We start from the raw sequence: 21,986 nt of genomic DNA on the forward strand, positions 1-21,986 counted from the left end.
CCCCCGCCGTTAGACCCTTTCGAGGAAGGTCCAGATATGAATTTCGCGGCTCACCTCGCGGAGGAGGGGGAGAAGATGAACCCCCTGCTTCCCGCGTGGCCCGAGATCATCATCGGCCTGCTCTGCTTCTTCATCGTCTTCGGTCTGCTCGGCAAGAAGCTCCTCCCCAGCATCGAGAAGGTGCTGTCGGAGCGTCGGGACGCCATCGAGGGCGGCATGGAGCGTGCCGAGGCCGCTCAGGCCGAGGCCCAGGCCCTGCTTGAGCAGTACCGCGCCGAGCTCGCCGAGGCGCGCCACGAGGCTGCCCGCATCGTCGAGCAGGCTCGCGAGCAGGGTGCCGCCCAGCTCGCCGAGATGCGCGAGGAGGGCCAGCGTCAGCGCGAGGCCATCGTCGCCGCCGGTCACGCGCAGATCGAGGCCGACAAGAAGCAGGCGACGTCCGCCCTGCGTCAGGACGTGGGTTCGCTGGCCACCCAGCTGGCTTCCCGCATCGTGGGCGAGTCCCTTGAGGACAACGCCCGGCAGAGCGGCGTGATCGACCGCTTCCTGACCGAGCTCGAGGCCAAGGCCGCCGTGGCTCAGGGTGCGGCCAAGTGATCGGCGCCAGCCGCGAGGCTCTCGCCGCCGGTCGGCAGAACCTCGACAGCCTGACCGACTCCACCTCGGTGGACGCGGCCAAGCTCGCCGAGGAGCTCACCGCCGTCACGGCCGTACTGGACCGTGAGGTGTCGCTGCGCCGCGTCCTGACCGACCCGTCCCGGTCGGGCCAGGACAAGGCCCAGCTGATCACCTCGCTGCTGACCGGTCAGGTCTCCGGCGTGGCCGTGGACCTGGTCTCCGGCCTGGTCCGCTCCCGCTGGTCGGGTGCGCGTGACCTGGTGGACGCGGTCGAGGAGCTCGCCGCGTACGCCGAGGTCATCGCCGCGGACAAGGCCGGCGTCCTGGACGACGTCGAGGACGAGCTGTTCCGCTTCGGCCGGGTGGTCAGCGGCTCGCACGAGCTGCGCGCCGCGCTCACCGAGCCGAAGGCCGGCGCCGTCGCGAAGGCCGAGCTGATCAACAAGCTGCTCGGCGGCCGCGCCAACGCCGGCACCGTCCGGCTGGTCACCGCCCTCGTCAACGCGCCGCGTGGCCGTAGCCTGGAGCAGGGCCTCGAGTCCTACTCGAAGCTCGCCGCCGCACGCCGCGACCGCGTGGTGGCCCTGGTCACCAGCGCGGTGCCGCTGTCGGACGCCCAGAAGGAGCGCCTCACCGGTGCTCTGGGTCGGATGTACGGCCGCCAGGTCCACCTGAACATCGACATCGACCCCGAGGTCGTCGGCGGTGTCCGGGTGCAGATCGGCGACGAGATCATCGACGGCACCGTGTCGAGCCGCCTCGAAGGCGCTCGCCAGTCGCTCGAAGGCTGAGCAAACCCGAGCAGCACATCCGACCCTCGGTCGGGGAACCGGCTCCCCAAGGAGTCGGCAAAACGTACGGCCGGTTCATACGACCCGGCCGAGAGTCGAGTACTTGCGGCCCTCAATGGCGGGCCGAGGATCGCAAACTAGGAGAGCAGGGAAGCCTGATGGCGGAGCTTACGATCCGTCCGGAGGAGATCCGGGACGCGCTGGCCGACTTTGTCCAGTCGTACCAGCCGGACGCCGCTTCTGTGGAAGAGGTCGGCAAGGTCACTGACGCGGCGGACGGCATCGCGCATGTCGAGGGCCTGCCCTCGGTCATGGCGAACGAGCTGCTGAAGTTCGAGGACGGCACGCTCGGCCTCGCGCTGAACCTCGACACCCGCGAGATCGGTGTCGTCGTCCTCGGTGAGTTCGGCGGCATCGAAGAGGGCCAGACCGTGCGCCGCACCGGCGAGGTCCTCTCGGTTCCGGTCGGCGACGGCTACCTCGGCCGCGTCGTGGACCCGCTGGGCAACCCGATCGACGGTCTCGGCGAGATCGCCGCCAGCGGCCGTCGCGCCCTGGAGCTGCAGGCCCCCGGCGTCATGGCCCGCAAGTCGGTCAAGCAGCCGCTGCAGACCGGCATCAAGGCCATCGACGCGATGACCCCGATCGGCCGTGGCCAGCGTCAGCTGATCATCGGTGACCGCCAGACCGGCAAGACCGCGGTGGCCGTCGACACGATCATCAACCAGCGCGACAACTGGCGTTCGGGCGACCCGGAGAAGCAGGTCCGCTGCATCTACGTCGCCGTGGGCCAGAAGGGCTCCACCATCGCGTCCGTCCGCGGCGCCCTGGAGGAGGCCGGCGCGCTGGAGTACACCACCATCGTGGCCGCTCCCGCGTCCGACCCGGCCGGCTTCAAGTACCTCGCCCCGTACACCGGTTCGGCCATCGGCCAGGAGTGGATGTACGACGGCAAGCACGTCCTGATCATCTTCGACGACCTGTCGAAGCAGGCCGAGGCCTACCGCTCCGTCTCCCTGCTGCTGCGCCGCCCGCCGGGCCGCGAGGCCTACCCGGGTGACGTCTTCTACCTGCACTCCCGCCTGCTGGAGCGCTGCGCCAAGCTGAACGACGCCCTGGGCGGCGGCTCGATGACCGGTCTGCCGATCATCGAGACCAAGGCCAACGACGTCTCGGCGTACATCCCGACCAACGTCATCTCCATCACCGACGGCCAGTGCTTCCTGGAGTCCGACCTGTTCAACGCCGGCATCCGCCCGGCCGTGAACGTCGGTATCTCGGTCTCCCGCGTCGGTGGCTCCGCCCAGATCAAGGCCATGCGCTCGGTCGCCGGCCGTCTGCGCCTGGACCTCGCCCAGTACCGTGAGCTGGAGGCCTTCGCCGGCTTCGGCTCCGACCTGGACGCGGCCTCCAAGGCCCAGCTGGAGCGCGGTGCGCGCATGGTCGAGCTGCTGAAGCAGGGCCAGTACCAGCCGTTCCCGGTCGAGGAGCAGGTCGTCTCCATCTGGGCCGGCACCACCGGCAAGCTGGACGACGTCCCGGTCGCCGAGATCCGTCGCTTCGAGCGCGAGTTCCTGGACCACGTGCGCCTGCAGCACAAGGACCTGCTCGCCGGCATCGTCGAGACCGGTCTGCTGGCCGACGGCACCGTCGACGCCCTGACCGGCGCGATCGAGGCCTTCAAGCAGGGGTACCAGACCGCCGACGGCAAGCTGCTCTCCGAGCAGGCCTGAGTCCGGTAGCGAGGGAAAGGACGTAACGACCCATGGGAGCACAGCTTCGGGTCTACAAGCGCCGGATCCGCTCTGTCACCGCGACGAAGAAGATCACCAAGGCGATGGAGATGATCTCCGCGGCGCGCATCGGCAAGGCGCAGCGCGCGGTGGCGGCCTCCGCTCCGTACGCCGATGAGCTCACCCGGGCGGTGACGGCGGTGGCCACCCGGTCCAACGCCAAGCACCCGCTCACCACCGAGAACCCGAACGCCACCCGCGCGGCGGTCCTGCTGATCACGGCGGACCGCGGCCTGGCCGGCGGTTACTCGTCCAACGCCATCAAGGCCTCGCTGACGCTCTCCGAGCGCCTGCGGGCCGAGGGCAAGGACGTCGTGACCTACATCGTCGGTCGGAAGGGTCTGTCGTACTACACCTTCCGCAACCTGGCGGTGGGGAACTCGTGGACGGGCTTCTCGGACAAGCCGACCTACGGCGACGCGAAGACGGTGGCGGCCGAGCTGATCGAGGCCTTCACGGCCGAGACCGGCGGCGTGGACGAACTCCACGTGGTCTCGACCGAGTTCGTGTCCATGCTGACGCAGGACGCGGTCGCGGCGCGGCTGCTGCCGCTGAAGCTGGACGAGGTCCAGCTCAGCGACCAGACGCCGGCCAAGTCGGAGATCTTCCCGCTGTACGACTTCGAACCGTCGGCGGAGGGCGTGCTCGACGCGCTGCTGCCGCGGTACGTCGAGAGCCGGATCTACAACGCGCTGCTGCAGTCGGCCGCTTCCGAGCACGCCGCCCGCCGCCGCGCGATGAAGAGCGCGACGGACAATGCCGGCGAGCTCATCAAGTCGCTCACGCGGCTTGCCAACTCGGCCCGTCAGGCCGAGATCACCCAGGAAATCAGCGAGATCGTCGGCGGCGCCAACGCCCTCGCCGACGCTAGCCGCGGGAGCGAATGAGTATGACCACCACTGTTGAGCCGACCACGGCGACGGGCCGCGTCGCGCGGGTCATCGGCCCGGTCGTCGACGTGGAGTTCCCCGTCGACGCGATTCCGGACATGTTCAACGCCCTGCACGTCGAGGTGGACAACCCCGACGGCTCGGGCAAGAAGACCCTCACCCTCGAGGTCGCCCAGCACCTCGGTGACGGCCTGATCCGCGGCATCTCGATGCAGCCGACCGACGGCCTGGTCCGCGGTTCGCAGGTCACCGACACCGGTTCGGCGATCTCCGTGCCGGTCGGCCAGATCACCAAGGGCAAGGTGTTCAACGCCCTCGGTGACGTGCTGAACGTCGACAAGGCGGAGTTCGACAAGCAGGTCGAGGTCCGCTGGCCGATCCACCGCAAGGCCCCCGAGTTCAAGGACCTCGAGTCCAAGACCGAGATGTTCGAGACCGGCATCAAGGTCATCGACCTGCTCACCCCGTACGTCACGGGTGGCAAGATCGGTCTGTTCGGTGGTGCCGGTGTCGGCAAGACCGTTCTGATCCAGGAGATGATCTACCGCGTCGCCGAGAACTTCGGTGGTGTGTCGGTGTTCGCCGGTGTCGGCGAGCGCACCCGTGAGGGCAACGACCTCATCGACGAGATGGTCGACTCGGGCGTTCTGGACAAGACCGCGCTGGTCTTCGGCCAGATGGACGAGCCGCCGGGCACCCGTCTTCGGGTCGCGCTCTCCGCGCTGACCATGGCGGAGTACTTCCGTGACGTCGAGAAGCAGGACGTGCTCCTCTTCATCGACAACATCTTCCGGTTCACCCAGGCCGGTTCCGAGGTGTCGACCCTGCTCGGCCGCATGCCCTCCGCGGTGGGCTACCAGCCGAACCTGGCCGACGAGATGGGCCTCCTCCAGGAGCGCATCACCTCGACCCGCGGTCACTCGATCACCTCGATGCAGGCGATCTACGTCCCCGCGGACGACCTGACCGACCCGGCGCCGGCCACCACCTTCGCCCACCTGGACGCGACGACCGTTCTGTCGCGCCCGATCTCGGAGAAGGGCATCTACCCGGCCGTCGACCCGCTGGACTCCACGTCCCGCATCCTCGACCCGCGGTACATCACGGCGACCCACTACGAGACGGCCGTCCGTATCAAGGGGATCCTGCAGAAGTACAAGGACCTCCAGGACATCATCGCCATCCTCGGTATGGACGAGCTGTCCGAAGAGGACAAGATCACGGTGCACCGCGCCCGTCGCATCGAGCGCTTCCTCTCGCAGAACACCTACGTGGCGAAGCAGTTCACCGGTGTCGAGGGCTCGACCGTGCCGCTGTCGGAGACCATCGAGGCCTTCAACTCGATCGCCGACGGCAAGTACGACTCCGTCCCGGAGCAGGCCTTCTTCATGTGCGGTGGCATCGAGGACCTCGAGAAGAACGCCGCCGAGCTGGCGAAGAAGTAATCGCGGCCGGTAGCAGCTGAGTGACCGTGAGGGGTGGGCCCCAGCCCTGGGACCCACCCCTCGCGTCGCATCGGCTGTGATTCCGGTCAAATCCGTGCCGCCGGTTTCATGCCGGAGGCGCGGGGCCGTTATTCTTACCGAAACTCCCGAGTAATCGGGGGTTGCATGAGCCTAGGAGCCCACGTTGGCTGAGCTGCACGTCGAGCTGGTCGCAGCCGACCGCAAGGTGTGGTCCGGTGCGGCCACCATCGTCGTCGCCCGTACGGCCTCCGGTGACACCGGCATCATGCCGGGCCACACCCCGGTGCTGAGCGTGCTGGAGACCGGTCCGGTCACCATCCGCACGGTGGACGGCGGCACTGTGATCGCCGCGGTGCACGGCGGCTTCATCTCCTTCGCCGACAACAAGCTGTCTCTGCTCGCGGAGATCGCCGAGCTGGCGGACGAGATCGACGTCGCGCGTGCCGAGCGCGCACTGGAGCAGGCCCAGTCCGACCTGGACGCGCACGCCGAGCGTCGCGCCGAGGTCCGACTGTTCGCGGCGCGCGGCCTCAAGGCCCACGCCTGAGTGTGCCTGACCCCGGCTTCACGGGGTCGACCGACGGTCCCGGGGACGCGCGAGCGTGACCCCGGGACTGTCGTCGTAGTTGGTAGGTCAGCGCGGTCGTCTGGTACGACCGTAACGGGGAACGCGGGTAGCGAGGAGGTAGGTGAGCATGGTCCTCGCGCTTGTGGTGTGTGCGGCGGTCGTGGCGCTGGGAGTGATCGGCCTGATGGCCTTCGCCGTACGCCGCCGCCTGATCCAGCGGGTCGGCGGCACGTTCGACTGCAGTTACCGGCTCAAAATGCCGGCCGACGCCTCGACGCAGCCCGACCTCGACGAGAACGGCAAACCCACCTCCGCCCCGGTCCCACCGACCGACGGCAAGGGGTGGGTTTTTGGTATCGGCCGCTACAGCGGCGACTCGATCGAGTGGTTCCGGGTCTTCTCGTACGCCCCGCGCCCGCGCCGGGTGCTGCCCCGCCGGGAGATCGAGGTCCTCGGCCGGCGCTACCCGGAGGGCCAGGAGGAGCTGGCACTGCTCTCCGGCTCGGTGGTGCTGCGCTGCCTGCACAACGGGGCGCCGCTGGAACTGGCGATGAGCGAGGACGCGCTCACCGGCTTCCTGGCCTGGCTGGAAGCGGCTCCCCCGGGGCAGAGGGTCAACGTCGCCTAACCTGCCCGGCTAGGCTGGCCGCATGGTCAATCTGACGCGCATCTACACCCGTACCGGGGACGACGGCAGCACCGCGCTCGGCGACATGAGCCGGACCACCAAGACCGACCCGCGGCTGATGGCGTACGCCGACGCCAACGAGGCGAACGCGGCGATCGGGGTGGCCCTCGCGGTCGGCGCACTGCCCGAGGACGTGGCGGCCGTGCTCATCCGGGTCCAGAACGACTTGTTCGACGTCGGCGCGGACCTGTCCACGCCGGTGGTCGAGGACCCGAAGTACCCGCCGCTGCGGGTGCTGCAGTCCTACATCGACCGGCTCGAAGGGGACTGCGACCACTACCTGGAGCAGGTGGAGAAGCTGCGCAGCTTCATCCTGCCCGGCGGCACGCCCGGCGCGGCCCACCTGCACCTGGCCTGCACGGTGGTGCGGCGGGCCGAGCGCTCGACCTGGGCGGCGATCGACGCGTACGGGGACTCCGTCAACCCGCTGACCGCGAAGTACCTCAACCGGCTGTCCGACCTGCTGTTCATCCTGGCCCGGGTGGCCAACAAGGAGCGCGGCGACGTGCTCTGGGTGCCGGGCGAGAACCGCTAGGGCGGGGCCTGCCCTAGGACACCTTGTCCTGGGAGGCCCTCTGCTGGGACTCCTCCGCCGGGGCGGGCTGCTCGACCACCCGGCCGTCCACCACGGTGACGCCGGCCGGCGCCTCCTTGGGCCAGATCGAGAAGCAGCCCGCCACGATCACGTTGACGACGGCCGCGATGCCCAGCCTCCAGTACCACGGGGCGAAGGTGCCGAAGTGGGCGGAGCCCGCGGACAGCGGGACGAGCAGGGTGATCAGGGTCAGGGTGATCACGGCCGAGACGACCGTCCGCTGGGCGATCCGCCACTCGTGGGCCGTCCGCTCCGGGCCGTAGACGGGGGAGCGCAGCGGCTTGGGGCCGCCGGCGAAGCGGTGCAGGAAGTGCCGGTCGGCCCAGGCGACCAGCGAGGGGCCGTAGCCGACCGAGAAGCCCGCGTAGCTCGCCGCCAGGGCGTGCGTCCAGCTCGCGGTGGCGCCGCCGCGCAGGTCCAGGACGGTCAGCGCGTACAGGGCGAGGTCCACCGCCGGCAGGCCGAGCAGCAGCAGGGTGCTGGTGCGGCGCCACCGCAGCAGGTAGCGGGCGGAGAGGCCGAGGCCGAGCACGATCCACCAGGAGATCTCGGCGGCGACGATGAGGGTGACGATCACGTTCTGCTCCCGGTCGGTGGGGTGTGCCTCCAGGCTCGTGCGCGGGCGTGCGGTTGTCGTCGTCGCCCGGTGCCGTCCGGGCCTGCACCTTTCGATGTAGCGGGCTCCTCCGTGGACCGGAGCCGGGCGGGCCGCCGGGGATGGTGAGATGGGGGTGTGCTCGTACCGTCCCTCGCCCCGCGGCAACTGGACCGGCTGATCGCCCTGTGCGGGGTGCTCGGCGGTGCCGTGCTGATCGTGTTCAAGGTGTACGACCGGGCCGACCGCCTGCCGCTGTGGGCGGTGGTGGCGCCGCTGCTGGTGATGGCGGGGCTGGAGCTGGTCCGGCGGACCAGGCCGGTGCTCGCGGTGTCGCTGGGCGGGCTGGCCTTCGCGGGGAGCATCCTGGCCGGCAGCCTGCTGGCGACGACGATCATGTACACCGACCTGCTGTACGCGGCGGTGCTCTACGGCAGCAGCCGGATGTCGCGGGTGCTGCACCTGACCGGCGGGGCGACCGTGCTGGTCCTCTCCAGCCTGGTCTGGTACGTGGCCGGGACCTCGGCCGGGCTGCTGATCGTGGTGGTCAGCTCCCTGGTGTTCCTGGCGCCGGTGTGGACCGGCGACCTGGTGCGCAAGCACCGGGAGGTGGCGGAGGCCGAGCGGCTGCGGGCCGAACAGACCGCGCTGCTCTCGGAGATGGACCGGCGCGAGGCGGTCGGCGCCGAACGCGCCCGGATGGCACGGGAGTTGCACGACGTGGTGGCCAACCACCTGTCGGCGATCGCGATCCACGCCACCGGCGCCCAGTCGGTCGCCCGGCGGCGGCGGTTGCCCGAGGACGATCCGCTGGTCGAGGTGCTGGCGGTGATCCGGGAGAACAGCGTCCAGGGATTGGCCGAAATGCGTCGCATGATCGGGCTGCTCCGGGACAGCGGCGGGGGAGAGGCCGACGAGTCGTACGCGGCGCCCGACCTCGCCGCGGTGGACGCCCTGCTGGAGCACGCCCGGGCCGCCGGACAGGACGTCGGCCTGGACTTCGAGCTGACCGAGAGCGGCGAGCGCGGCGAGCTGCCGGTACCGGTCGGGCTGGCCGCCTACCGGATCGTGCAGGAGTCGCTGACCAACGCGCTCAAGCACGCCGGGCCCGGACTGGTCGCGCTGCGGCTGGAGTTCGGCCCCGACGCGCTGCGGATCGCGGTCGACAGCCCGTACCGCGGCGGGCCGGGCCGCGAACTGCCCGGCGCCCGGGCCGGGCTGGTGGGCATGTCGGAGCGGGCGGGACTGCTCGGCGGCAGCTTCGAGGCCGGGCCGCGGGACGGGTACTGGAGGGTGCGCGCGGTGCTGCCGCGCGGCCGGGAGAGCGAGGGACGGGCATGACGATCCGGGTGCTGGTGGCCGAGGACCAGGCGGCGGTGCGGGCGGCGCTGGTGATGATCCTGCGCGCCGAGCCCGGCATCGAGGTGGTCGGGCAGGCCGCCGACGGGCAGGAGGCCGTCCGGCTGGCCCTGGAGCTGCGGCCCGACGTGGTGCTGATGGACGTGCAGATGCCCCGGCTGGACGGCGTCTCGGCGACCCGGCAGGTGGTCGAGGCCGGAGCCGCCCAGGTGCTGGTGCTGACCACCTTCGACCTGGACGAGTACGTCTACGGCGCGCTGCGGGCCGGCGCGGCCGGGTTCCTGCTCAAGGACCTGGAGGCGGACACCCTGGTCGAGGGCATCCGCACGGTGGCGCGCGGGGACGGCATGCTGGCGCCCTCGGTGACCAGGCGGCTGATCGGCACCTTCGCCCGCCCCGGGCGCCCGGTCGGACCGGAGGCCCGGACGGCGGTGACGGGCCTGACCGGGCGTGAGCGGGAGGTGCTGGCCTGCCTCGGGGCCGGGATGTCCAACGGGGAGATCGCGGCCCGGCTGGAGATGGCGGAGGCGACCACCAAGACCCACGTCAGCCGGATCCTGGCGAAGCTGGGGCTGCGCAGCCGGGTGCAGGCGGCGATCCTGGCCCAGGACCTCGGTCTGACCATCTGACGACCATCCTGGTCGGGTGACCAGGTCGGTTGCAGATCACACTCCCGATTGCTATTGCACGGACGATTTGGGCATTAGAGTCCCCGCCAGAGCAAAGCGGCTCGTTGGCGGTGACCCCTGCCCTGAGCCGCCTTCAGGGCCCGCCCGTTGGGGCGGCGACGGCATCGGGAGACCCAGCCATGAGCAATGCGTCCAGCAAGCAGATCGCCGTGATCGGTGCCGGCCTGATGGGCGCCGGCATCGCCCAGGTGTCCGCGCAGGCCGGCCACCCGGTGGTGCTGCGGGACGTGACCGAGGAGGCGCTGCAGCGCGGCCTCGCCGGCATCCGCGCCTCGTACGAGAAGTTCGTCTCCAAGGGCAAGCTGAGCGCCGAGGACGCCGAGGCCGCGCTGGGCCGGATCACCACCACCACCGACCTGGGCGCCGTCGCCGAGGCCGACATCGTGGTCGAGGCCGTGTTCGAGAACCTGGACGTCAAGGAGAGCGTCTTCCGCGAGCTGGACAAGCTCGCCAAGGACGGCGCCGTCCTGGCCTCCAACACCTCCGCCATCCCGATCACCCGGATCGCCGCCGTCACCCGGCGGCCGGAGTCGGTCGTCGGCGTCCACTTCTTCTCGCCCGTCCCGATGATGAAGCTGGTCGAGCTGGTCCGCGGCTACAAGACCAGCGACGAGACCCTGGCCGCCGCCCGCGCCTACGCCGAGGGCGTCGGCAAGGACGTCGTGGTGGTCAACCGCGACGTGGCCGGCTTCATCACCACCCGCCTGATCACCGCGCTGGTCATCGAGGCCGCCAAGCTCTACGAGTCGGGCGTGGCCACCGCCGAGGACATCGACACCGCCTGCCGCCTCGGCTTCGGCCACGCGATGGGCCCGCTGCAGACCGCCGACCTGACCGGCGTCGACATCCTGCTGCACGCCGCCCGCAACATCTACACCGAGACCCAGGACGAGAAGTTCGCCGCCCCGGAGATCATGGCCCGCATGGTGACCGCCGGTGACCTCGGCCGCAAGAGCGGGCGCGGCTTCTACCCGTACGAGAGCAAGTGAGCCGACGGGGCTGAACGCCCTGGTGGGCCGTGCGATCAGGGCGTCGTACGGCCCGCTGCGCCGGGGCGGGTGAGCTTCCTCACGCCGGGTACCGCAGACGGGTGATTTGGGCGGTAATCGAGCGTAGGTGTGGAGAGTTCCTGCGTATATTCCCTCGGACGAGTGAAGTTGCTTCAGATCACGGCGGAAACCAGCAACCTGCGGCGCTGCTCCACCGTCAGATGAGGGAACCCGGCATTCCGACCGGGGCCGGGCGCGAGCCGAGCCGTCACAGGCGCTCCGCCCGGGCAGTCCCACTCCGATCCGGGGGCCGTCCCGCCTCCCGGCCCGTCGCGGCCGGGGCCGGACCCACCCCGCACCAGGCCACCCAGGCGAAGGAGGAGAGCATGCGCATCACCGGCGACCACACGGCGCTGGCCATCGAAGGCCGCCTCGACGTGCGCACCGCCGCCGACGCGCGGTCCCGGCTGCACCAGGCCGTGGACGGCGGCCTCGGCGACCTCGTGCTGGACCTCGGCCGACTGGAGTTCTGGGACGCCACCGGCCTCGGGGTGATCATGGGCACCCACCGGCGGGCCGGCCGGATCGGCCGCCGGCTCGTCCTGCGCGCCGTCCCCGCGCAGCTCCAACGGCTGCTGGTGGCCACCAAGCTGCACCGCATCCTCGCCGTCGACGGCGGGATCCCCGAGGTGCAGGCCTCCTAGGGCCCGCCTCGCCCGTCTTTTGGGGGGCGTACGAAGCGGCGCGCAGGAAGCGCCGCACGCCCGTCCGCACGACTGTCCGGCCGCCCGCCGCGTCTGCGTCCGGTCCGACGGGCCTTTCCGGCCTTCACCTTCCCCGCACCGGACCGCGCTGCACTCCCGGGCCCGGATGTGCAAGAGTCTGCCCGTCAGATGACGGCCGCCCGGGGCCGGCTGCCCACAGCCCGCCCGCGGCCGCGACCGAGACGTGTGCCGGCCGGCGCGGGGCGCCGGCGGCCGAACACGATACGGAGCAGAACGTGGCACAGCCATCCGGGGAGTTCCGGCAGGAGGCCGCCCGCACCCGCGGCGGCGAACTGGTCTCCGGCGGCCTGCTGGTCGGCGTCGGGGCCCCGGACGGCTCCGAGGCCCGCCCCTGTCCGGAGGAGTGGCGGCCCCGCCCGCGCCGGATCGAACGCAGCGAGCCCGCCCGCGGCCCGGTCGGCGGCGTCGGCCGGGCGGTCGGCCCGCTCGCCCTGGGCGCCGGTCCCACCGACATGCCGCTGCTCGACCGCGAGGCCGACATCGCCGAGCTGCTCGGCCTGCTCGCCGAGGGCCGCTCGATACGCCTGGTCGGCCAGGCCGGCTCGGGCCGCAGCACCCTGCTGTCGGCCGTCGCCGAGGCCGCCGCCGACCTCGCCCCCGGCGGTGTCGTCCAGCTCTGCGGCCACCGCCGCACCGCCGCCGACCTGCTCCAGGACCTCTTCGCGGCGACCCACCACGCCCCCGGCTACCGGCCCGACCCGGGTGGGCTGGCCGCCCACCTCGCCGGGGTCCGGGCGGTCGTCGTGATCGACGAGGCCGAGCCGGTCGGCGCCGAGCTGGAGGAACTGCTCGCCGCCGCCCCCGGCTGCGCCTTCCTGATCTCGGTCGCCCCCGGCGGCCCGTCGCTGCCCGCCGACTCCCGGCTGCGCGACCACCTCGTCCCCGGGCTCTCCCGGCCCGCCTGCCTGGCCCTCACCGGCCGGCTCGCCGGGCGTCCGCTGGACGTCGCCGAGAAGGCCTGGGCGGTCGACCTCTGGTTCGAGTCCGAGGGCCTGCCGCTGCGCTTCGTCCAGGCCGCCGCGCTGCTGCGCCAGCGGGACGTCTCGGTGGACGCGCTGGTCGCCGCCGAGGAGGACCGGCTGGACGTCTTCGGCGCGGTCGACGAACCCGTCCACGACCCCGACCCGGCGATCCGGGAGAACGCGCTGCGGCGCACCGTCCCGCTGCCCTCGGTCGCGGAGACCGCCTCGCCCGCCGTCCGGCTCGCGGAGGGGCTCAGCGAGCCCGCGCAGGCCGTGCTGCGGCTGGCCGTCGCGCTCGGCGGCGAGTGCCCCACCGCGCCGCACCTGCCCGCGCTGATCGACGTCGGCCAGGGCGAGAGCGCGCTGGCCGAACTCGCCGACGCCGGACTCGCGGTGTCCATCGGCGGGCACCACCGACTGACCGCCGGGGCGCTCGAACTGCTCCTCCCGCACTGGCCGGCCCGCGGCAGCGTGGACGGCGCCGCCCAGCACTTCGCCTGGTGGGTCGGGCACAGCTCGGTGTCGCTGGCGCAGATCGCCGCCGAGGCCGAGGTGCTGATCGGGGTGCTGCTCGCGGACCGGACCGCCGGGCGGCACGACGCGGTCGTCCGGCTGGCCCGGGCGGCGGCGCCCGCCCTGGCGCTCTCGCTGCGCTGGGGCGCCTGGGAGCGGGTGCTGCAGCTCGGCCTGGAGGCGGCCCGGCGGACCGGATCGACGGTCGACCAGGCCTGGTTCCACCACGAGGCCGGCGTGCTCGCGATCTGCCTCCAGCAGCCCTCCCGGGCGATCGCCGAACTGGAGACCGCGCTCACCCTGCGGGCCACCGGTGGGGAGCAGCGCGGGGTCGCCTCCGCGCGCCGGATGCTGGACCTGCTGCGCGCCGACGGCCGCCAACTGCCCGCCGCCGCGGCCGCGGCGCCGAGCCGCGGGCCGGTGATCCGCAAGATCGCCGCCCGGGTGCCGGCCGGCCTGAAGGCCCGGACCGGCAAGCGCCGCCGGGTGGTGGTGGCCTCTGCGGCGCTGCTCACCTTCGGGGTGCTCGGTACGGCGGTGGCGATGAGCCTCGCCGGGCCGGAGGAGCCCAAGGGGAAGGAGCCGCACGGTCAGCTGGACCAGGTCGGCGAGACCGGCAACGCGCCGGCGCCGCTGCCGTCCGCCGACAACTCCCCGGGCCCGTCCGGTGCTCCCGGCACCGAGCCGGGCGCACCGGCGGGGACGGGGGCCGGCCCGGAGCCCTCGGCGAGCGGCAGTGCCTCGCACTCGCCGAGCGCCTCGCCGTCGAAGCGGCCCAGCGCCTCGCCGGGGGCGACCGGCTCGGACGCCCCGCAGGGGCAGCCGCAGCAGCCCGCCCCGGGGCAGCCGCAGCCGCCGGAGCCGCCGAAGCAGGGCGGTTCGGGTGGCGGCAGCGGCGGTGGCAACGGCGGTGGCAACGGCGGGGGAAGTGGTGGGGGAAGTGGTGGTCAGACCGGTGGCGGCACCGGCACGTCACCGACGCCGAACCCGCCCGCGCCGACCACGTCCGCACCGACCACACCCCCGCCGTCGACCTCGGCCAGCCCGACCGGGGCGCCGACGACGACTCCCGCGAAGCCGTAGTGAACGGTCAGAACAGCTTGAGCTTGTCGTCGTCGATGCCGCGCAGCTCGTCGTAGTCCAGCACCACGCAGCCGATGCCCCGGTCGGTGGCCAGGACGCGGGCCTGGGGCTTGATCTCCTGCGCGGCGAAGACGCCCTTGACCGGGGCCAGCAGCGGGTCCCGGTTGAGGAGTTCGAGGTAGCGGGTGAGCTGTTCGACACCGTCGATCTCGCCGCGGCGCTTGATCTCGACGGCGACGGTGGCACCGTCCCCGTCGCGGCAGAGGATGTCGACCGGGCCGATCGCGGTCGGGTACTCGCGGCGGATCAGCGACCAGCCGCTGCCGAGCACCTCCATCCGGTCGGCGAGCAGCTCCTGGAGGTGGGCCTCGACGCCGTCCTTGATCAGGCCGGGGTCCACCCCGAGTTCGTGGGAGGAGTCGTGCAGCACCTCCTCCAGCGTGATGATGAGCTTCTCGCCGGCCTTGTTCTCCACCGTCCAGACCCCGTCGGCCTCCTTGAGGACGCACGGCGGGGACATCCAGTTGAGCGGCTTGTAGGCGCGGTCGTCGGCGTGGATGCTGACGCTGCCGTCGGCCTTGACCAGGATCAGCCTGGTGGCGGAGGGCAGATGGGCGGAGAGCCGACCGGCATAGTCGACTGAGCAGCGGGCAATTACGAGACGCACGGTCGACCACGCTAGCCCACCGGGGCCAGTTGATGCGATTCCGCGAGGACCGGGTGAAGAAAGCGCGAACCCCGCGAACATGGAGGTTCGCGGTCCCGCCACCGCTCGCCGCGCTCTGGCGTACGCCCCCTCGGGTCGCTACGGTGTGTGACGGTACGGATGCGGGGTCGCTGTCAACGGGGATGGAGACTTCAGATGAACGATCCGACGGGATCAGGCCATTCTGGTGCACCACGGCGTATTTCCGGAGCAATCCGCAGGAACGACAGGCCTGCTCCGCCGTTGACTGCCACGCTGTTCTGACGCGGTCGGTGTTCGGGACGTCACGTCCTGTTGCGCCGCCGCCTTCGCAACAGGTGCCGGAAACGCCCGTCCGACGGCGTTCCGGACACCACCTGCTGTTCCGCCCACCCTCCCTGTGAGCTTGGACTACGCATGACCACCCGGGCGCCGCGCGGGTGGACCGTGAGAGGAGAATCCATGTCGCTCGACGTCTCACCGGCCCTGCTGGAAAAGGCCGAGCGGGGCGAGGTCGACGAGCGGGAATTCGTCGACTGCGTCCGCGTCTCGCTGCCGTACGCCTGGGACCTGATCAGCTCGCTGGTCGCCCAGGCGAAGGTCGACGGCACCGACTTCGCCGACAACCAGGTGCCGCCGCCCAGCGAGCAGGCCCGCGGCCAGCTGCTGCGCGCCCTGGCCAGCGATGCCATCCGGGGCGCCCTGCAGCGCCACTTCGGCGTCCGGCTGGCCTTCCAGAACTGTCACCGGGTGGCGGTGTTCGTGCCGTCGGAGGCCAACGAGGCGCGGTACGACCGCTTCACCTCCGTCCGGGAGCAGCTGCTCAACCAGTCCGAGGAGCTGCGGGACTGCTGAACCGGCCGGAGCCGGCCGCCCCCGTCCCCCGGTGCGGGGGGAGGGGCGGCGGTCCGGGCCGGTGCGGTCAGCCCAGCTGCGGCAGTACTTCGGAGCCGAGCCGGGCGATGTTGTGCAGGGTCGCCTCGCGGTCTCCGCTGCCCTCCGCGAGCAGGGCGAAGCGGCGGATGCCGGTGCGCTCGGCGGTGGCCAGCAGCCGGTCGGCGCACTGCCTCGGGGTGCCCACCGCGTGCAGGTCGCAGAGCAGTTCGGTGTACTGGTGCGGGTCGCGCATCTTGCGCTCGCGGCCGTCCACGGTGCGGTGGGCGCCGAGCCCGTGCTCGAACCAGCCGGGCATCGCGTTCAGCAGGGTGGCCCGGGCCGTCGAGGCGCGGTCCTCCACCTGGGCCACGCCCGCCGCGACGTGCTGGCGGGTCACCCGGCGCAGCTGCTCCTCGCCGCGTCCGGCGGCCAGCCAGGCGGTGCGGTAGAGCTCCAGCATCCGCAGCTTGTCGTCGTCGCCGGAGTGCATGCCGAGCAGCATCGGCAGGCCGCGTTCGGCGGCCAGCCGCACCCCGCCCGGGGAGGTGCAGGCGACCACCACCGGCGGCCCGGCCACCGGCCGTCCGGCGCTGGTGAGTTCCTCGCCGAGGCCGTCGGCGTCCTGGCGCTGGCGGGGGAAGAGCACCGGGCCGGTGGGCTCGTCCAGGCCGAGCCAGCTGCCCAGGCCCGGGCGGCGCGGCGACTCGGTGGCCTGCGGCACCACCGCCACCTCGGGGAAGGAGAACTGCGGCCCGTCCGCGCCCACCCGGGAGCCGCGCAGCCAGCGCAGCAGCAGGTCCAGCCGCTCCGGGAAGCCGTTCTCGAAGGCGCCCACGCCGCTGCCGAACACGTCCAGGTCGATCCACGGCCCGCCGCGGCCCACCCCGAGCGTGAAGCGCCCGCCGGAGGTGAGGTGCAGCAGTGCGGCCTGTTCGCCGAGCGTCACCGGGTGGCTGGTGGAGAGCACGCTGACCGCGGTGCCGATGCCGATCCGGCGGGTGCGGCCGAGCAGCAGTGCGGCGAGGGTCGCGGCGTTGGGGCAGACCCCGTACGGGACGAAGTGGTGCTCGGCCAGCCATACGCTGTCCAGGCCCGCGCGTTCGGCCTCGACGGTGGCCCGGACGGTGCGCTCCAGCACCTCGCCGTGGCTCTGGCCGGGGAACTGCGCGGACAACAGGAACGCGCCGACCCGTACCGGTGCGGTGTCCGGCGGCAGTGCGCCGGCGCGTTGCACGGCGCCCAGCGGTTCGCCCGTGACGGCGTGCGGCGGTACGGAGGTGAGTGTCGGGCCGGGGGCGGGCGGGCGCACGCCGACGGGTCGGCGGGTCTCGGCGCGCGGGCTGGTCTTGGTCATCCTGGTGGCCTCCTCGGGTGCACGCAGGGTCTGCGGGCCCCGCCTGTCCCTTCGTGGGTATCCGATGTCATGTGCCAATGGCACGCGGAACCCCGAATTTCCCCGATGATCGGGTGGATCTCGGCAAAAAGCCCGGACGGTCGGCCGATGCCGTGATAGGGGCCAATAAAAGGGTTTGACACCCGTAGGCTGGAACGACTTCGAGCCCCCGGAAGAGAGGCAGTCCGCCGTGCCCCGCCGCAACCGGATCAAGAGCGCCGCCGACCGCGAGAACGCCGAGCCGGCCGCCGCCCCGCTCGGCGGTTCGCTGCGCCGCACCGAGAGCTACCAGGGTGACGACTGGGTGGTGCAGACGGTCGCCGGGACGTCGGGACGGTTCTACCGCTGCCCGGGCTGCGACCAGGAGATCCCGCCCCGGGTGGGCCACGTGGTGGCCTGGCCGATGCACGGCGGCGGGGTGGACGACCGGCGGCACTGGCACCGGGCGTGCTGGGGGGCGCGGGAGCGCCGGGCCTCCAACGTGCTGCGAGGCCGCGGCGCTCCGCGGTACTGATCCGAACCGCCCCGAACCGCCCCGAACCGACCCGAACTGATCCGAACCGGTCCGACTGCCGCTCGAAAGCCCGAACGCCCTTACGCGTCGCGGTTCTTGAGCACCAGCGCGCCGCCGACCAGCGCCGCCAGCGTCCAGGCCAGGCAGATCGTGAAGCCCGCCCACGGCCCGTACGGCTGGCCGTTCTGCTCGTAGACCAGCAGCATCCGCGAGCCGGCGTAGTCGGGGAAGTAGTGGGCCAGGGTCTTGACCTTCGGCACCGCCGAGAGGATCGGCGAGAGCAGGAAGAAGAACGGCACCAGCACGCCCAGGGCGAGCGTCTGGTTGTGCAGCATGGCGGTGACGCCGGCCGAGAACAGGCAGAGCATCGTCAGGTAGAGCGCGGCGCCGAGCACCGCGCGCAGCACGTTCGGCTCGTCCAGGGTGGTGGAGTGCGAGCCGAGCAGCGCCTGGCCGACGAAGAAGGTGACGAAGGCGGTCACCAGCGAGACGGCCAGGGCGAGCGAGCCGAGCACCATCGCCTTGCCGGCCAGCAGGGTGCCGCGCTGGGGGACGGCGGCCAGGGTGACCCTGATCATGCCGCTGCTGTACTCGTTGCCGATCGCCAGCACCCCGAAGACGATGATCGCCAGCTCGCCGAGCATGATGCCGGAGAAGGCCGTGCCGGTGGCGTCGAACGGGGTCTGCTCGTGGCGTCTGAACTCGGTGAAGTTGTTGTTGGTGAGCAGGGACAGCAGCGCGCCGATGCCGACGGTGACCACGAAGGCCAGGGCGAGCGTCCAGACCGTGGAGCGGACGCTGCGGATCTTCGTCCACTCGGAGCGCAGGATCGCCGGGAAGGACGTCATCTCAGTTCTCCTCCTGCCGCGCCGCCGCGGTCGGCCGGCTGCCGTCCGCCTTCCAGCCCGCGCCCCATTCCCCGGGGGCGCCGGCGGCGTCCCGGCCGGGGCCGTCGCCCGCGTGGTACTCCACCGAGTCCGCCGTCATCTGCATGAACGCCTCCTCCAACGAGGCCTGCTGGGGGCTGAGTTCGTGCAGCACCACACCGTGCGCGGAGACCAGTTCGCCGAGCCGGGCGATGTCGCCGTCGACCACCTCGTAGGAGCCGTCGGGGCCCGCTTCGTGCCGCAGTCCGGCCCCGGCCAGGACGTCGAGCAGGCGCTCGGGCTGGGGGGTGCGCAGCCGGACGGCGGAGCGGGAGTTGCGCCGGATGAACTCCGGCATCGGCAGGTCGGCGAGCAGCCGGCCCTTGCCGATGACCACCAGGTGGTCGGCGGTGACGGCCATCTCGCTCATCAGGTGGGAGGAGACGAAGACCGTCCGGCCCTCGCCGGCCAGGCGCTTCATCAGGTTGCGGATCCAGAGGATGCCCTCCGGGTCGAGCCCGTTGACCGGTTCGTCGAACATGACGATCTCCGGGTCGCCGAGCAGGGCGGAGGCGATGCCCAGGCGCTGGCCCATGCCGAGCGAGAAGCCGCGGGCGCGCTTGCGGGCGACCGGGGTGAGGCCGACCAGGGAGAGCACCTCGTCCACCCGCCTGGTCGGGATCCGGTTGCTCTGGGCGAGCCAGAGCAGGTGGTCGCGGGCGGTGCGGCCGGGGTGGACGGCCTTGGCCTCCAGCAGGGCGCCGATGTACTTGAGCGGCTCGCTGAGCTGCCCGTAGCGCCGGCCGTCGATGGTGACCCGGCCGCTGGTGGGGCGGTCCAGGTCGAGGATCATGCGCATGGTGGTGGACTTGCCCGCGCCGTTGGGGCCGAGGAAGCCGGTGACCACGCCCTGGGGGACGGTGAAGCTGAGCCGGTCCACCGCGAGCGTCTTGCCGTAACGTTTTGTCAGGTCGTGCAACTCGATCATTGGCGCTCCCTTACTCTCTGGCAGGCTAGGACAAAGCGGATGCCGGGGCCCGTCGGGTGGGCCCGCTGAGTGGGCTCACCCCGTCCACCCGAATACGGTGGCTGCATGAGTCAGCTCCCTTTCGCAGTGTCCGTCCGCGAGAGCGGTACCGGAACACCCCTCGTGCTGCTGCACGCCTTCCCGTTGAACTCCTCGATGTGGTCCGCCCAGCTGGACGCGCTGCCCGGACTCACCGGGGACGAGGTCCGGGTGCTCGCCCCCGACCAGCGGGGTTTCGGCGGCACCGAGCTGGGCGCCGACGAACCCTCGCTGGACCTCGTCGCCGACGACCTGGCGCTGCTGCTGGACGCGGCCGGGATCGACCGCGCCGTGGTCGGCGGCCTCTCCATGGGCGGCTACGTGGCGCTCGCCCTCGCCCGCCGCCACCCGGACCGGCTGTCCGGCCTGCTGCTGGCCAACACCCGCGCCACCGCCGACACCGACGCCGCCCGGGCCAACCGGGAGCGGATCGCCGCCGCCGTCACCGCCCGGGGCAGCGTCCGGCTGCTGTTGGACGAGCAGGTCGCGGCCGGGCAGCTCGGGCCCGACTCGCAGCACCTGGTGGAGCGGGTGCAGACGATGGTGGCCGCCGCGCCGCCGGCCTCCGTCGCCTGGGCCCAGCGGGCCATGGCGGCCCGTCCGGACTCCCTGGACGTACTGGCCGGGCTCCGGGTGCCGGTCGCGTTCCTCGCGGGCGCCCTGGACGCCCTGGTGGCGCCGGAGGAGGCCGAACTGATGCTCCGGGCATGCCCGGACGCCGAACTGACCGTCGTCCCCGGCGTGGGCCACCTGAGCGCCCTGGAGTCCCCGGGGGCGTTCGACGCCGCCGTCCGCCGGCTGCTCGCCCGGGTGGCCGCCGGATGAGCCCGGACGCGGCGGGCTGGGACTTCTCCGCGCTGGAGGTCACCGGCCGGATGCCGGTGACCAACCGCGGCGAGGGGCTGGTGGAGCTGACCCTGGAGCCGCTCGGCGAGGACTACTGGATGCGCCCGGGCGAGACCTTCATCGTCACCTCGTACGGCGACTACGGGTCCGGACACCCCTTCGAGGTGCAGTACTGGCCCGACTCGGTGTCGGTCTGGTGCACCTCCTGGTACGGCACCGTCTCGGACGACGAGGGCAACCAGCTCAGCAGCGGGCACCAGCGGCCCGACGGGGCCTACCCCCGGTGAAAAAGGGCCCGGAGTGGTGACACGCGGACATGCGACAGGCCCTCACCCCAGCGGGTGAGGGCCTGTCGCGGAACCGCGTCAGCGGCTGCGTCAGCGCGACTGCTGGGCTGGCACGCCCATGGTGTCGTCGTTCGGCAGCGAGGCGGCGGCCACGGCCGCGCCGGTCAGCGTCGCCAGCATCTCGCGGACGTTGGTCAGCTGGGCGTTGATGCTGTCGCGGCGGTTGGTCAGCGCCGCCAGCTCGCGCTCGGATTCGCTGCGGATGCGGTCCGCCTTGGCGTTGGCGTCCGCCACGATGTCCTCGGACTGGCGCTGGGCCGTCTCGACGGTCTGGCGGGCCCGGCGCTCGGCGTCGGTGCGCAGCTTCTCGGCCTCCAGGCGCAGCTGCTCGGCCCGGTGCTCGATCTCGGCGAGGCGCTTCTCGGCCTTGGCCTGACGGGCGGCCAGGTCGCGCTCGGACTGCTCGCGGCGCTTGGCCAGGTTCGTCTCGAACTCCAGCGCGGCCTGGGCGGCCTTGGTGCGGGTCTCCTCGAAGAGGGCGTCCGCCTCCTCACGCTTGTTCTGGGCGTCCTTGTTGGCCTCGGCGCGCAGCTGGGCGGAGTCGCTCTTCGCCTTGTCGACGATCCGCAGACCCTCGTCCTCCGCCTTGGCCTTGCGGTCCTTGGCGTAGTTCTCGGCCTCGGTGCGGACCTGCTGGGCGGCGGCCTCGGCCAGCTCGCGGTGCTGCTCGGAGGCGCGGTGCGCCTCGTCGCGCAGGTCCTTGGCCTCCTCCTCGGCGAGCCGCAGGATCTTCTCGACCCGGGCGCCGAGACCGGCGTAGGAGGGCTCCTGCTCGGCGACCGCCGCCTGGGCGGTCTGCGTTTCGAGGTGGAGCTCCTCGATGCGCTTCTCCAGCGCACTGATCCGGGTCAGTGCGCTGTCACGGTCGGCCACCAGCTTGGTGATCCGCTCGTCGACCTGGGCGCGCTCGTACCCACGGCGTACCAGGTCGAAGCCGTGAGGGGAGTGACTGTCGCTCATGGGACTCTGGGCTTCCTGTCGTCAAACCGCTGAGGTGGTTGAGGGAATC

23 protein-coding genes are annotated in these 21,986 nt (G+C 72.0%); 17 read left to right on the forward strand and 6 right to left on the reverse strand.

From position 1 onward, the window contains the following. Positions 1–36: 36 nt before the first annotated feature. The 8 genes from ACFVXG_RS19350 (at position 37) to ACFVXG_RS19385 (ending at position 7,349) form a co-directional block, all read left to right on the forward strand. Positions 37–597: a F0F1 ATP synthase subunit B gene (locus tag ACFVXG_RS19350; protein WP_387929046.1), complete on the forward strand. Its 561-nt coding sequence runs from the start codon at positions 37–39 to the stop codon at positions 595–597. After that, the gene (locus ACFVXG_RS19355) at positions 594–1,409 is read left to right on the forward strand and encodes a F0F1 ATP synthase subunit delta (protein WP_387929048.1); all 816 of its coding nucleotides are present in this window, start codon (positions 594–596) and stop codon (positions 1,407–1,409) included. The genes ACFVXG_RS19350 and ACFVXG_RS19355 overlap by 4 nt, the downstream gene beginning before the upstream one ends. A gap of 158 nt (positions 1,410–1,567) precedes the next feature. After that, a complete protein-coding gene (gene atpA / locus ACFVXG_RS19360) occupies positions 1,568–3,142 on the forward strand; it encodes a F0F1 ATP synthase subunit alpha (RefSeq protein WP_350504375.1) in 1,575 nt (524 codons plus the stop codon). 32 nt (positions 3,143–3,174) lie between these two features. After that, positions 3,175–4,089 (forward strand): F0F1 ATP synthase subunit gamma, encoded by a 915-nt coding sequence (locus tag ACFVXG_RS19365; RefSeq protein ID WP_387929050.1) that lies wholly within the window; start codon positions 3,175–3,177, stop codon positions 4,087–4,089. 2 nt (positions 4,090–4,091) lie between these two features. Beyond that, complete coding sequence (atpD, locus tag ACFVXG_RS19370; RefSeq protein ID WP_375892969.1) at positions 4,092–5,537, forward strand: F0F1 ATP synthase subunit beta; 1,446 nt, start codon at positions 4,092–4,094, stop codon at positions 5,535–5,537. 184 nt (positions 5,538–5,721) lie between these two features. Further along, positions 5,722–6,105 carry a F0F1 ATP synthase subunit epsilon gene (locus ACFVXG_RS19375; RefSeq protein ID WP_350504372.1) on the forward strand — a complete coding sequence of 128 codons (384 nt, stop codon included), beginning with the start codon at positions 5,722–5,724 and terminating at the stop codon, positions 6,103–6,105. 148 nt (positions 6,106–6,253) lie between these two features. Beyond that, positions 6,254–6,754, forward strand: coding sequence for a DUF2550 domain-containing protein (locus ACFVXG_RS19380; protein WP_188302971.1), 501 nt, complete (start codon positions 6,254–6,256; stop codon positions 6,752–6,754). 22 nt (positions 6,755–6,776) lie between these two features. Continuing rightward, positions 6,777–7,349 carry a cob(I)yrinic acid a,c-diamide adenosyltransferase gene (locus ACFVXG_RS19385; RefSeq protein WP_350504370.1) on the forward strand — a complete coding sequence of 191 codons (573 nt, stop codon included), beginning with the start codon at positions 6,777–6,779 and terminating at the stop codon, positions 7,347–7,349. Positions 7,350–7,362: 13 nt separating this feature from the next. Here ACFVXG_RS19385 and ACFVXG_RS19390 read toward each other — a convergent pair whose 3' ends face one another. Further along, positions 7,363–7,986 (reverse strand): hypothetical protein, encoded by a 624-nt coding sequence (locus ACFVXG_RS19390; protein WP_387929052.1) that lies wholly within the window; start codon positions 7,984–7,986, stop codon positions 7,363–7,365. A gap of 156 nt (positions 7,987–8,142) precedes the next feature. On the opposite strand from ACFVXG_RS19390, the gene ACFVXG_RS19395 reads away from it, so the two are divergent. The 5 genes from ACFVXG_RS19395 to ACFVXG_RS19415 all read left to right on the forward strand — a co-directional run bounded on the left by ACFVXG_RS19395 (position 8,143) and on the right by ACFVXG_RS19415 (position 14,384). Further along, on the forward strand, positions 8,143–9,345 hold the full coding sequence (locus ACFVXG_RS19395; RefSeq protein WP_387929054.1) for a sensor histidine kinase: 1,203 nt from the start codon (positions 8,143–8,145) through the stop codon (positions 9,343–9,345). Next, positions 9,342–9,992: a response regulator gene (locus ACFVXG_RS19400; protein WP_387929055.1), complete on the forward strand. Its 651-nt coding sequence runs from the start codon at positions 9,342–9,344 to the stop codon at positions 9,990–9,992. The genes ACFVXG_RS19395 and ACFVXG_RS19400 overlap by 4 nt, the downstream gene beginning before the upstream one ends. 179 nt (positions 9,993–10,171) lie before the next feature. Beyond that, the gene (locus tag ACFVXG_RS19405; protein ID WP_387929056.1) at positions 10,172–11,041 is read left to right on the forward strand and encodes a 3-hydroxyacyl-CoA dehydrogenase family protein; all 870 of its coding nucleotides are present in this window, start codon (positions 10,172–10,174) and stop codon (positions 11,039–11,041) included. Positions 11,042–11,427: 386 nt separating this feature from the next. After that, positions 11,428–11,745 (forward strand): STAS domain-containing protein, encoded by a 318-nt coding sequence (locus ACFVXG_RS19410; RefSeq protein ID WP_387929058.1) that lies wholly within the window; start codon positions 11,428–11,430, stop codon positions 11,743–11,745. Positions 11,746–12,041: 296 nt separating this feature from the next. Beyond that, positions 12,042–14,384 (forward strand): ATP-binding protein, encoded by a 2,343-nt coding sequence (locus tag ACFVXG_RS19415; RefSeq protein ID WP_387929060.1) that lies wholly within the window; start codon positions 12,042–12,044, stop codon positions 14,382–14,384. Between the two features lie 7 nt (positions 14,385–14,391). On the opposite strand, the gene nucS is transcribed toward ACFVXG_RS19415, so the two are convergent. Further along, a complete protein-coding gene (gene nucS, locus ACFVXG_RS19420; protein WP_387929062.1) occupies positions 14,392–15,051 on the reverse strand; it encodes an endonuclease NucS in 660 nt (219 codons plus the stop codon). 480 nt (positions 15,052–15,531) lie between these two features. Here nucS and ACFVXG_RS19425 point away from each other — a divergent pair, with 480 nt between their 5' ends. After that, a complete protein-coding gene (locus ACFVXG_RS19425; RefSeq protein ID WP_350504362.1) occupies positions 15,532–15,924 on the forward strand; it encodes an SCO5389 family protein in 393 nt (130 codons plus the stop codon). Between the two features lie 67 nt (positions 15,925–15,991). Here the strand turns inward: ACFVXG_RS19425 and ACFVXG_RS19430 are convergent, their stop codons facing one another. After that, entirely contained in the window at positions 15,992–17,299 is a 1,308-nt protein-coding gene (locus ACFVXG_RS19430) for an LLM class flavin-dependent oxidoreductase (protein WP_387929063.1), read from the reverse strand. Between the two features lie 229 nt (positions 17,300–17,528). On the opposite strand from ACFVXG_RS19430, the gene ACFVXG_RS19435 reads away from it, so the two are divergent. Then, positions 17,529–17,852: an ATP/GTP-binding protein gene (locus ACFVXG_RS19435; RefSeq protein WP_387929065.1), complete on the forward strand. Its 324-nt coding sequence runs from the start codon at positions 17,529–17,531 to the stop codon at positions 17,850–17,852. An 80-nt stretch (positions 17,853–17,932) separates the two neighbouring features. On the opposite strand, the gene ACFVXG_RS19440 is transcribed toward ACFVXG_RS19435, so the two are convergent. Further along, entirely contained in the window at positions 17,933–18,700 is a 768-nt protein-coding gene (locus ACFVXG_RS19440; protein WP_387929067.1) for an ABC transporter permease subunit, read from the reverse strand. 1 nt (position 18,701) lies between these two features. After that, a complete protein-coding gene (locus ACFVXG_RS19445; protein WP_387929069.1) occupies positions 18,702–19,706 on the reverse strand; it encodes an ABC transporter ATP-binding protein in 1,005 nt (334 codons plus the stop codon). A gap of 105 nt (positions 19,707–19,811) precedes the next feature. Here ACFVXG_RS19445 and ACFVXG_RS19450 point away from each other — a divergent pair, with 105 nt between their 5' ends. Together ACFVXG_RS19450 and ACFVXG_RS19455 are read left to right on the forward strand one after the other, a co-directional pair. After that, positions 19,812–20,609: an alpha/beta fold hydrolase gene (locus ACFVXG_RS19450; protein ID WP_387929071.1), complete on the forward strand. Its 798-nt coding sequence runs from the start codon at positions 19,812–19,814 to the stop codon at positions 20,607–20,609. Beyond that, positions 20,606–20,917: a hypothetical protein gene (locus tag ACFVXG_RS19455; protein WP_360233680.1), complete on the forward strand. Its 312-nt coding sequence runs from the start codon at positions 20,606–20,608 to the stop codon at positions 20,915–20,917. Before ACFVXG_RS19450 ends, ACFVXG_RS19455 begins: the two co-directional genes overlap by 4 nt. A 90-nt stretch (positions 20,918–21,007) precedes the next feature. Here ACFVXG_RS19455 and ACFVXG_RS19460 read toward each other — a convergent pair whose 3' ends face one another. Beyond that, complete coding sequence (locus tag ACFVXG_RS19460) at positions 21,008–21,937, reverse strand: cellulose-binding protein (RefSeq protein WP_188306039.1); 930 nt, start codon at positions 21,935–21,937, stop codon at positions 21,008–21,010. Between the last annotated feature and the right edge of the window lie 49 nt (positions 21,938–21,986).

The organism is Kitasatospora sp. NPDC058162 (assembly GCF_042884005.1).
Lineage (GTDB): Bacteria > Actinomycetota > Actinomycetes > Streptomycetales > Streptomycetaceae > Kitasatospora.